At 65.8% G+C, this 11,038-nt stretch carries 8 protein-coding genes, 2 tRNA genes and 1 pseudogene; 7 read left to right on the top strand and 4 right to left on the bottom strand.

What is annotated here, in order from left to right:
• Together PHQ87_RS10375 and PHQ87_RS10370 are read left to right on the top strand one after the other, a co-directional pair.
• A partial coding sequence (locus tag PHQ87_RS10375; RefSeq protein ID WP_300233656.1) for a hypothetical protein occupies positions 1-214 on the top strand: 214 nt, incomplete at its 5' end.
• A gap of 11 nt (positions 215-225) precedes the next feature.
• Positions 226-301, top strand: a tRNA-Gly gene (locus tag PHQ87_RS10370).
• Between the two features lie 55 nt (positions 302-356).
• On the opposite strand, the gene PHQ87_RS10365 is transcribed toward PHQ87_RS10370, so the two are convergent.
• The gene (locus PHQ87_RS10365; RefSeq protein WP_300233653.1) at positions 357-2,039 is read right to left on the bottom strand and encodes an isovaleryl-CoA dehydrogenase; all 1,683 of its coding nucleotides are present in this window, start codon (positions 2,037-2,039) and stop codon (positions 357-359) included.
• A gap of 189 nt (positions 2,040-2,228) precedes the next feature.
• On the opposite strand from PHQ87_RS10365, the gene PHQ87_RS10360 reads away from it, so the two are divergent.
• The 3 genes from PHQ87_RS10360 (at position 2,229) to PHQ87_RS10350 (ending at position 4,360) form a co-directional block, all read left to right on the top strand.
• A tRNA-Leu gene (locus PHQ87_RS10360) sits at positions 2,229-2,317 on the top strand.
• A gap of 42 nt (positions 2,318-2,359) precedes the next feature.
• The gene (locus PHQ87_RS10355; RefSeq protein WP_300233650.1) at positions 2,360-2,980 is read left to right on the top strand and encodes a DUF6806 family protein; all 621 of its coding nucleotides are present in this window, start codon (positions 2,360-2,362) and stop codon (positions 2,978-2,980) included.
• Between the two features lie 69 nt (positions 2,981-3,049).
• On the top strand, positions 3,050-4,360 hold the full coding sequence (locus PHQ87_RS10350) for an MFS transporter (RefSeq protein ID WP_300233648.1): 1,311 nt from the start codon (positions 3,050-3,052) through the stop codon (positions 4,358-4,360).
• A 3-nt stretch (positions 4,361-4,363) separates the two neighbouring features.
• On the opposite strand, the gene murI is transcribed toward PHQ87_RS10350, so the two are convergent.
• Positions 4,364-5,164: a glutamate racemase gene (murI, locus tag PHQ87_RS10345; RefSeq protein ID WP_300233646.1), complete on the bottom strand. Its 801-nt coding sequence runs from the start codon at positions 5,162-5,164 to the stop codon at positions 4,364-4,366.
• The gene (locus tag PHQ87_RS10340) at positions 5,161-6,720 is read right to left on the bottom strand and encodes a fumarate hydratase (RefSeq protein WP_300233643.1); all 1,560 of its coding nucleotides are present in this window, start codon (positions 6,718-6,720) and stop codon (positions 5,161-5,163) included. Before PHQ87_RS10340 ends, murI begins: the two co-directional genes overlap by 4 nt.
• Before the next feature lie 167 nt (positions 6,721-6,887).
• On the opposite strand from PHQ87_RS10340, the gene fumC reads away from it, so the two are divergent.
• The gene (gene fumC, locus PHQ87_RS10335; protein WP_300233640.1) at positions 6,888-8,273 is read left to right on the top strand and encodes a class II fumarate hydratase; all 1,386 of its coding nucleotides are present in this window, start codon (positions 6,888-6,890) and stop codon (positions 8,271-8,273) included.
• A gap of 54 nt (positions 8,274-8,327) precedes the next feature.
• Here the strand turns inward: fumC and PHQ87_RS10330 are convergent, their stop codons facing one another.
• Positions 8,328-8,936, bottom strand: a complete 609-nt coding sequence (locus PHQ87_RS10330) for a TIGR00645 family protein (protein ID WP_300233636.1) — start codon at positions 8,934-8,936, stop codon at positions 8,328-8,330.
• Positions 8,937-9,125: 189 nt separating this feature from the next.
• Between PHQ87_RS10330 and acs the strand changes: the two are divergent.
• Positions 9,126-11,038: pseudogene (gene acs / locus PHQ87_RS10325) on the top strand (acetate--CoA ligase); the annotation flags it as partial.

Below are 11,038 nucleotides of genomic sequence, written 5' to 3'. Positions count from 1 at the left end.
GAATTGGGTCAGGTGCAGTTCGGTGAACATGAATACGATTGTCCCGCAACACACGCCCATGTGGACCGGACCGCCACAGGGCTGGTTCGGATCGGTTCGGATGATGTTATACCGGATGGAGTATCTGCCGCCTGCCTTTGATGGCGTGAAGAAAAAGTGGAGCAGTCGCCCGGAAAGGGGGCGATTTTTGCTTTACAATACCGTCCAACGTTGATTGCACGTTGTGCGGGAATAGCTCAGTTGGTAGAGCGCAACCTTGCCAAGGTTGAGGTCGCGAGTTCGAGCCTCGTTTCCCGCTCCAGATATGAGAACAGGGCCCCCAGGGGCCCTGTTTTTTTTCGTCCGTCGCGGACGGATCACGCCGAAGGCGTTGCCCGGGCGATGATGCCCGGGCAGTCGACGCCGCGCGGCAGCGTGCCGTACTGGCGGTCGCTGGTGCCATCCAGACGGGAGGCGCAGAACGCGTCGGCCACCATGGCGGGGGCGTGCTGTACCAGCAGGGCCGCCTGGATCGCCAGCGCCATGCGGTCGAGCACATGGCGCGCGCGGTACTCCATGTCCGACAGGTCGGTGAATTCACTCTTGAGCCCGGCGACGGCCTTGTCCAGCAGCGCGTTGCCGCCGCGGGCCTTGGCCAGTTCGGCGAAGAAAACCTCGACCACCGCGGGTGTTTTCTGCATCGCACGCAGCACGTCCAGGCACTGGATGTTGCCGCTGCCCTCCCAGATGGCATTGACCGGTGCCTCGCGGTACAGGCGCGGGAAGGGGCTGTCCTCCATCACGCCGCTGCCGCCAATGCACTCCATCGCTTCGTAGGCATGCTGCGGCGTGCGCTTGCAGATCCAGTACTTGCCGACGGCGGTGACGAGCCGCACCAGGGCATCTTCGTGCGGGTCGTTGCGGTGATCCAGGGCGCGGGCCAGGCGCATGGTCAGGGCCAGCGATCCCTCATGCTCCAGCACCAGATCGGCCAACACGTTCTGCATCAACGCTTGCTGGTTGAGCACGCGACCGAAGGCCGAGCGCTGCTGGCAGTGGTGCAGCGCCAGCGAGACGGCCATGCGCTGGCCGGCGCTGGAGCCGATCATGCAGTCGAAGCGCGTCATGGCCACCATCTCGATGATGGTGCGCACGCCCCGGCCTTCCTCGCCCACCATCCAGGCCAACGCCCCGCGCAACTCGGTTTCGCTGCTGGCATTGGACACATTGCCCATCTTGCGCTTGAGGCGCAAGACCTGCAGCGGGTTCTTGCTGCCGTCGGGGCGCCAGCGTGGCAACAGGAAGCAGGACAGACCGCCTGGCGCCTGAGCCAAGGCCAGAAAGGCATCGCACATGGGCGCCGAGACAAAAAACTTGTGACCGACGAGCTCGTAGGCAGCGCCCGGTCCGGTGGCGGCATCCACCGGGAAAGCGCGCGTGGTGTTGGCGCGCACGTCGGATCCGCCCTGTTTTTCGGTCATCGCCATGCCGATGGTCAACCCCTGTTTGTGCGCGTCGGGCACGTTGCGCGGGTCGTAGTGGCGGGCGGTGATCTTCGGCACCCAGGCCTCGGCCAGTGCGGGCGTGGTCCGCAGGGCCGGCACCGAGGCAAAGGTCATGGTGATCGGACAGCCGTGGCCGGCCTCCGCCTGGCTTTGCAGGTAGAAATGGGCGGCGCGCGCGACGTGGGCGCCCGGTTTGGGGTCGGTCCAGGGCGCGGAATGCAGTCCGTGTTCGATCGCCGAACGCATGAGCTGGTGGTAGGCCGGATGAAAGCGCACCAGGTCCACGCGACGCCCGAACCGGTCGTGCGTGTCCAGCTCGGGTGGGTGGCGGTTGGCCAGGGTGCCCAGCTCCAGGTAGTCGGCCGAACCGGTGAGCCGCCCGAATGCTCCGAGTGCGCCATCGGCCCAGGCAGCGCCCTCACGGTGCACCGCCTCGACCAGGGCGGCGTCCTGCCGGTACATGTCGTAGTCGGCGAGCTCGCTGCCGATATTGACCAGCTCATGGGTGTCGGCCAGGCAGGCCTGGTGTGGCAAGGTCATGTCGGATGCGTTCATGGCGTGGTTTCCTGTGGCATGAAAGGGGAACCGGGACGGCGGGCTGTCGGGTCGGTCCAGACCAGGTCATGCTGCCAGATCGCCCGGCCGGTGTCGACGAAGCCGGCGACAGTCCGGAACAACCGTGCCCGTTAAGGCACAGGCCGGCGACGGCCGGGCGGGCGCGCGACCTGCGACAATTGAGGTTTGGCCTCGATGGTGGAATTGGTAGACACAGCGGACTTAAAATCCGCCGCCGCTCACACGGCTTACGGGTTCGAGTCCCGTTCGAGGTACCAACTGTTGGCTTTTTTCCGGTGAGACCGGTACAGTGAGTTCCCATGACCCGATACAACGCCCCTTTTGAGATCCATGTGCATGGGGATGTCCCCCTGCGGGAGGATGTCGGGTACGAGCAAATCCAGGAAGCGCTGCGGCCGCTGTGGCAGTACGCGGGCGGCCGCTCGCTGGCGGCGGCGGCCGAGAGCAGCTACGAGGACGAGCCGGGCATCCGTTTCGATGCACCGGCGCACATGCTGCAGATTTGCTGGACGGTGTCGGGTGATGAGGATTTCCGTCAGGTGATGGAAGAGGCCTGCATGGGCCTCAACGACATCGCTGCCGCGGGCGCGCCGCTGGAGGTGTCGTTCTACGACACGGAGTTCGACGAAGACGAGGCACCCGAGGATGCCGAGGCCCGCGATGATTTCATGATGTGCTTCGTCGGTCCGACGCCGGCGGCCATCATGCAGGTCCAGCGCGACCTGCTGGTTGAAGACGTGGTGCACCTGATGGAGCGGCACTTCGACGCATCGGAGTTGGGCGATGTGGTCGCCGCCGTCGACCGCCTGTTCACGCAGCGCTTTGACGATCTGGTCAACTCGATGCAGATCGGCCGGCCGCGTGGTGGCCATGGCCCTTCGGGTCACGGCGGGCCGCGCAAACCGCGCCATCTGCACTGAGTCCGCCGTCCCGGGCCGTTAGACTGCGGCCCGAGGGGGCTGGTCTGCCTCCACCCTGATGGAGACGACATGCGCCTGTTTACCTCCGAAGCCCTGCAACCCGGTGTGCGCAAGCGCGAGGTGTTCGGCTGGGCAATGTACGACTTTGCCAACTCCGGCTACACCACGGTGGTGTTGACGGCCGTGTTCGCTGCCTATTTTGTGTCGGTGGCGGCCCAGGACGCGACCTGGGCCACTTTCGCATGGACAGCGGCGCTGGCCATCTCCAACGTACTGGTCATGATGACGGCACCGGTGCTCGGGGCCTGGGCCGATGCGCACGGCGGCAAGAAAAGCCTGCTGTGGGTGAGCACGCTGGGCTGCGTGGCATGCACGGCCGCACTGGGTTGGGTCGGCCCCGGGATGGTGGTGCTGGGCATGGTCCTGATCATTCTGTCGAACCTGTGCTACGCATGGGGCGAATCCCTGATCGCCGCCTTCCTGCCCGAGCTCGCGCAGCCCGGGGCGCTGGGCCGCGTCAGTGGCTGGGGCTGGAGTTTCGGTTATGTCGGCGGCATGCTGACGCTGGGCCTGAGTCTGGTCTATGTGCTTGGTGCACAGGCGCGTGGCGAGGCCGCCAGTGATTTCGTGCCGGTCACCATGTGGATCACCGCGGTGGTGTTCGGCGTGGCAGCCCTGGTGACGCTTGTGCTGCTCAAGGAGCGGACGGCCGGGGCCCGCCGGGTGGCTGACGCAGGCTGGTCCTCGTTCTGGCGGCGGCAGGTGGCCAGTTGGCACCTGGCCAAGGGCTACCCCGATTTCCTGTGGCTGTTGGGCTGCACGGTGGCCTACCAGGCCGGCGTGGCCGTCACCATAGCCCTGGCCGCCATCTACGCGCAGCAGGTGATCGGCTTCCAGCAGCAGGAGACCATGCTCATGGTGTTCGTGCTCAACATTGCCGCTGCGCTCGGCGCCTTTACCTTCGGCTACTGGCAGGACCACCTTGGCCATAAACGGGCGCTGGCGCTGACGCTGGTGGGCTGGACACTGACTTGCGTCATCGCTGCCCTGGCGACATCCAAGGGTGCCTTCTGGGGCGCCGCCGCGATTGCGGGCGTCTGCATGGGCTCCAGCCAGTCGGCCGGGCGGGCGATCGCCGGCCTGCTGGCGCCGCGCGAGCGGTTGGCCGAGTTCTACGGGCTGTGGACCTTCGCCAACCGGCTGGCCAGCATCCTGGGGCCGCTCACCTATGGGTTCGTCACGCTGGTGACCGGCGGCAACCAGCGCCTGGCCATCGCCTTCACGGCGCTGATGTTCGTGATCGGATTGGCGCTGCTGGTACCACTGCGGCTTGATCGCGGGCGCGAGCGCGCGCTGGTGGCTGCTTCGCCGGCGTCCTGATACTCAGGCTGTCCAGGCCCGTGCTGCGGTGTCCAGACCGAGCCAGCGCGCCACCAGGCCTTCGAGCACGGACGGATCACCGGTACTGAAGAACTTGGGCAGTGGCGCGCGCGCATGGCAGGCGCTACCCAGCCCCAGGATGTCGCGTGTGCGGCGTGCCACGGGCTCGCCTGTGTCGACCAGCCGCATGCCGGGGCCAGCCGCCTCGGCGATGATGTCGGCGACGAAAGGATAGTGGGTGCAGCCGAGCACCAGCGTGTCGATGGATTGATCCTCAGGTGCCATGGACCGCAGCGCCTGCACGTAACGGTGCACGAGACCCCGGATGGCGACCGGATCGTCCCGCTCGATGGCATCGGCCAGACCGCGGCAGGCCACGGCATGAAAGTGGCACGCGTGGGTGCTTTCCAGGCGCTGGCGCAGCGCGGCAAAGCGGGCACTGTCCACGGTGCCCTTGGTGGCCATGACGCCGATCTGGCCGCTCAGGCTCAGGGCCACAGCGGGTTTGAGCGCCGGCTCGACGCCCACGAAGGGCAGCACCGGCCAGCGCTGCCGCAGGCTGTCGATCGCCAGAGCCGTGGCGGTGTTGCACGCCACGACGACGGCGTCCGGCCGGAAGGCATCGCACAGGCCGGCGGTGATCTGGTGGGCACGCTCTTGCACCCAGTCGGGTGAGCGGTCACCGTAAGGCGCATGGCCGCTGTCGGCAAGGTAGACGAAGCGGACGTCCGGCAGGTGCGCCAGCAGGGCACGCAGGACACTGAGTCCGCCCACCCCGCTGTCAAACACGCAGACGGTTTTCAAGCGGCCGTGACGTCGATACCCTTGAACTCGCCAGTGGCAATGCGCTTTTGCCATTCGGCGGGGCCGGTGATGTGGGCGCTGGTGCCACCGGCGTCCACCGCCACGGTCACGGGCATGTCGACCACGTCGAACTCGTAGATGGCTTCCATGCCCAGGTCGGCAAAGCCCACGACCTTCGCGTCCCTGATCGCCTTGGACACGAGGTAGGCTGCGCCACCGACGGCCATCAGATAGGCCGACTGGTGCTTCTTGATGGACTCGATGGCGACCGGGCCGCGCTCGGCCTTGCCGATCATGGCGATCAGGCCGGTCTTTTCCAGCATCATGTCGGTGAACTTGTCCATGCGGGTGGCGGTGGTGGGGCCTGCAGGGCCGACCACTTCGTCACGCACGGGGTCCACGGGGCCGACGTAGTAGATCACGCGGTTGGTGAAGTCCACGGGCAGGGACTCGCCCTTGGCCAGCATGTCCTGGATACGCTGGTGGGCGGCGTCGCGGCCGGTCAGCATCTTGCCGTTGAGCAGCAGGGTGTCACCGGGCTTCCAGGAGGCGACTTCCTCCTTGGTCAGGGTGTTCAGGTCCACACGCTTGGACTTGTTGTAGTCCGGCGCCCAGTCGATCTTCGGCCACAGGTCGAGCGAGGGCGCTTCCAGGTACACCGGGCCGGAGCCATTCATCACGAAGTGCGCGTGGCGCGTGGCGGCGCAGTTGGGGATCATGGCCACGGGCTTGGAGGCCGCGTGCGTGGGGTACATCTTGATCTTGACGTCCAGCACGGTGGTCAGGCCACCCAGGCCCTGCGCACCGATGCCCAGGGCATTGACCTTTTCGTACAACTCCAGACGCATCTCCTCGACCTGATCGAGCTTCTCGCCGCGGGCAGCCTTGGCCTGCAGCTCGTACATGTTCAGGTCTTCCATCAGGCTTTCCTTGGCCAGCAGCACGGCCTTTTCCGCCGTGCCCCCGATGCCGATGCCCAGCATCCCCGGCGGGCACCAGCCGGCGCCCATGGTCGGCACGGTCTTGAGCACCCAGTCGACCAGGTTGTCGCTGGGGTTCATCATGATCATCTTGGACTTGTTCTCGGAACCGCCACCCTTGGCAGCGACGGTCACATCGACCTGGTCACCGGGCACGATCTGCACGTTGATGACAGCGGGGGTGTTGTCCTTGGTGTTCTTGCGGGCGAACTGCGGGTCGGCCACGACCGAGGCGCGCAACTGGTTGTCCGGGTGGTTGTAGCCGCGGCGCACGCCTTCGTTGATGGCGTCTTCCAGGCCCTGGCCGGCTGGGAAGCCTTCCCAGCGCACGTCCATGCCGACCTTCAGGAACACATTGACGATACCGGTGTCCTGGCAGATCGGCCGCTGACCGGTGGCACTCATCTTGGAGTTGGTCAGGATCTGCGCCATGGCGTCCTTGGCCGCCGGGCTCTGCTCGCGTTCGTAGGCGCGGGCCAGATGCTCAATGTAGTCCGACGGGTGGTAGTAGCTGATGTACTGCAGCGCAGCGGCGATGGACTCCACCAGGTCGTTGTAACGGATCGTCGTGGTCATGGGGCGATGGGTGATGAGATGACAGGGAACCCCCGGATTATCGCCGCTGGTCATCGGTCACGCCGGCGAGCGGGTCAATGAAAATCGTTCACAGTGGGTAGACTGGGCGTTCGCGACATGCCGCCAGGCGTGCCCAATCCTTGGATCTCATCGACGGGAGCGCAGCCATGACCACACGCACCGAAAGGGATACCTTCGGGACCATCGAAGTCCCGGCCGAGCGGCTCTGGGGCGCGCAGACCCAGCGCTCGCTGCAGAACTTCGCCATCTCGGGCGAGCGCCAGCCCAGGGAGCTGATCCGGGCGCTGGCGCAGGTCAAGCGCGCTTCGGCCACGGTCAACCAGCGGCTGGGCCTGCTGGAGGCGAAGAAGGCGCAGGCCATCGTCGCGGCCGCGCAGGAGGTCATCGACGGCCAGCACGATGCCGAGTTTCCGCTGGTGGTCTGGCAGACCGGCTCTGGCACGCAGACCAACATGAACCTGAACGAAGTCATCGCCAATCGCGCCAGCGAACTGCTGGGCGGCGAGCGAGGGCAGGCGCGTCTGGTGCACCCCAACGACGACGTCAACATGAGCCAGTCGAGCAACGACGTGTTCCCCACGGCCATGCATGTGGCGGCGGTGGACGCGCTGACGCGTCGGCTGCTGCCTGCCAGCGAGACGCTGCAGGCCACGCTGCAGGCCAAGTCGCAGGCGTTCGACGGCATCGTCAAGATCGGGCGCACCCATTTGCAGGACGCCACGCCGCTGACGCTGGGGCAGGAGATCTCGGGCTGGGTGGCCCAACTGGCGCACGGGCGCCGGCATGTCGAGCAGGTGTTGCCGCACCTGTGTGAGCTGGCCCTGGGTGGCACTGCCGTGGGCACGGGTCTCAACGCGCCCAAGGGCTATGCCGAGGGCGTGGCGCGGGAGCTGGCGGTGATCACGGGGCTGCCGTTCGTGACCTCGCCCAACAAGTTCGAAGCGCTGGCGTCGGTCGATGCCCTGGTGTTCGCCCACGGCGCGCTCAAGACCCTGGCGGCCAGCCTGATGAAGATCGCCAACGATGTGCGCTGGCTGGCCAGCGGACCGCGCAGCGGCATCGGCGAGATACGCATTCCCGAGAACGAACCAGGCTCATCCATCATGCCGGGCAAAGTCAATCCGACGCAGAGCGAGGCCCTGACCATGCTGTGTTGCCAGGTGTTTGGCAACGATGTGGCGATCAATGTCGGCGGCGCCAGCGGCAACTTCGAGCTCAATGTTTTCCGCCCCATGGTGGCGCACAACTTCCTGCAGAGCGTGCGCCTGCTGGCCGACGGTGCGCGCAGCTTCAACGACCACTGCGCAGTGGGTATCGAGCCCAACCTCGAGCGCATCGACGAGCTGGTGCAGCGCTCGCTGATGCTGGTGACCGCACTCAATCCTCACATCGGCTACGACAAGGCCGCCTACATCGCCAAGAAGGCGCACCGCGAGGGCACCAGCCTGCGCGAAGCGGCCATCGCGTCCGGCTACCTGACGGCCGAGCAATTCGACCGTTGGGTAGAGCCCCGGCAGATGGTCGGGCGCTGAACCCGGCGCTGTTGTCCGGTGAGGCCAGGGCCGGCGTGATCCGAAGGCATCACGTCAATGGCCGCTTGCGTCCTCCACCGGATGCATGATCCGGTCCGTGGCCGCGATGGCCATGGCGCTGAGCAGGAAGGTGATGTGGATGACGGTCTGCCACAGCAGCACCTTCTCGTCGTAGTTGCCGGCGTTGATGAAGGTCTTGAGCAGGTGGATCGAGCTGATGCCGATGATCGCCGTGCCGAGCTTGACCTTGAGCACCGACGCATTGACGTGGCTGAGCCACTCGGGCTGGTCCGGGTGGCCCTCCAGGTTCATGCGACTGACGAAGGTTTCGTAGCCACCGATGATGACCATGATGAGCAGGTTGCTGATCATGACGACGTCGATCAGGGCCAGCACCACCAGCATGATGATGGTCTCATTCAGGCCCTTGAGTTCCGTGTCCGTCTTGTAGCCAATGCCCTCGACGAGCTTGACCAGGGCCTCGTGGTTGCCGAAGGCGGCCTCGATCAGGTGCACGAGTTCCACCCAGAAATGGAACACGTAGATGGCCTGGGCGGCGATCAGGCCGAGATACAGCGGCAGTTGCAGCCAGCGGCTGGCAAAGATCAGGTTGGGCAGTGCGCGCGCCGCGCCGCGCCCTTGGTTGGAGGTTGGTTGAGTCATGGGGTGTGGGACAGAATGTCGGTGCCGGCGACGCCAACAGGCGTCGCGGGAGTAGGATTTTAGAGTTCCGGAGCACCACCCGAGTGCCGGTGCCCTGCGGCGCCTCGCGGCAGGTGTAAGTGGCTCGTAAGAGCTTTTTCGCACATTCCCCCGGGTCATCCACCTTCACAACATTGCAGGAGACTTGCCATGTCGAATCCCTCGTCAGCGATCGAATCCATCCTCGTCGAGAACCGCATTTTTGAACCCGATGACCGCGCGCGCGAGGGAGCGCGCATCTCGGGCATGGACGCCTACCAGGCCCTGTGCGACGAGGCGGACAAGGATTTCGAGGGCTTCTGGGCCAAGCGTGCCCGTGAGCACCTGATCTGGACCAAGCCGTTCACGAAGACGCTGGACGAATCCAACGCGCCCTTTTACCAGTGGTTTTCCGACGGCGAACTCAATGCCAGTGCCAACTGCCTGGACAAGCACATGGGTACGCCGGTCGAGAGCAAGACCGCCATCATCTTCGAGGCCGATGGCGGTGAGGTGACCAAGATCACCTACAAGGAATTGCTGGCGCGTGTGAGCCAGTTTGCCAATGCCCTCAAGGCCAAAGGCATCGGCAAGGGCGATCGCGTCCTCATCTATATGCCCATGACCATCGAGGGTGTGGTGGCGATGCAGGCCTGTGCGCGCATCGGTGCCACCCACAGCGTGGTGTTTGGCGGTTTCTCGTCCAAGGCGGTGCAGGAGCGCATCCAGGACGCCGGCGCCGTGGCCGTGGTGACCGCCAACTTCCAGTTGCGCGGTGGCAAGGAACTGCCGCTCAAGTCGATCGTGGACGAAGGCATTGCCATGGGCGGCTGCGAGTCGGTCAAGACGGTGTTCGTGTACGAGCGCACGCCCTCGGCCTGGAATCGCGTGGCCGGCCGCGATGTGTCGTTCACCGAGGCGTTGACAGGCCAGAGCACCGAATGCGCCCCGGTGCCGGTGAACGCCGAGCATCCGCTGTTCGTGCTCTACACCTCGGGCTCCACGGGCAAGCCCAAGGGGGTGCAGCATGCCACGGGTGGCTATCTGCTCTGGGCCAAGCAGACCATGGAGTGGACCTTCGACATCCGCCCCGAAGACGTGTTCTGGTGCACTGCCGACATCGGCTGGATCACCGGCCACACCTATGTGGCCTATGGCCCCCTGGCGGCCGGTGCGACCCAGGTGGTGTTCGAGGGTGTGCCGACCTACCCGAACGCAGGCCGCTTCTGGCAGATGATCGAGCGTCACAAGGTCACCATCTTCTACACGGCGCCCACGGCCATCCGCTCGCTCATCAAGGCGGCCGAGTCCGACGAGGCCGTGCACCCGAAGCAGTCCGACCTGTCGAGCCTGCGCATTCTGGGTACGGTGCGTGAGCCCATCAACCCGGAGGCCTGGATGTGGTACTACCGGAATGTCGGTGGCGAGCGCTGCCCTATCGTGGACACGTTCTGGCAGACCGAGACCGGCGGTCATGTGATCACACCCGTGCCGGGGGCCACGCCGCTGGTGCCGGGTTCGTGCACGCTGCCGCTGCCGGGCATCAAGGCCGCCATCGTCGACGAAACCGGCAAGGAACTGCCCAACGGTTCGGGTGGCATGCTGGTGATCCAGCGGCCCTGGCCTTCGATGATCCGCACCATCTGGGGCGATCCGGATCGCTTCAAGAAGAGCTACTTCCCCGAGGAGCTGGGTGGCCGCACCTACCTCGCCGGTGACGGGGCCGTGCGTGACGCCCGCACCGGCTATTTCCGCATCACCGGCCGCATCGACGACGTGCTGAACGTCTCCGGCCACCGCCTGGGCACCATGGAGATCGAATCCGCACTGGTCGCCAAGACCGATCTGGTGGCCGAGGCGGCTGTGGTCGGGCGCCCCGACGACGTCACGGGCGAGGCCATCTGCGCCTTTGTCGTGCTCAAGCGCGGCCGTCCCGACGGTGACGAGGCCAAGGCGATCGCCAAGGAACTGCGTGACTGGGTGGGCTAGGAAATCGGGCCCATTGCCAAACCCAAGGACATCCGCTTTGGCGACAACCTGCCCAAGACGCGCAGCGGCAAGATCATGCGCCGCTTGCTGCGCTC

Origin of the sequence: Hydrogenophaga sp., assembly GCF_028698005.1 — a bacterium.
Lineage (GTDB): Bacteria > Pseudomonadota > Gammaproteobacteria > Burkholderiales > Burkholderiaceae_C > Hydrogenophaga.
The sequence above is the reverse complement of the archived record's forward strand: the minus strand, read 5'-3'. Positions and strand labels throughout refer to the sequence as shown.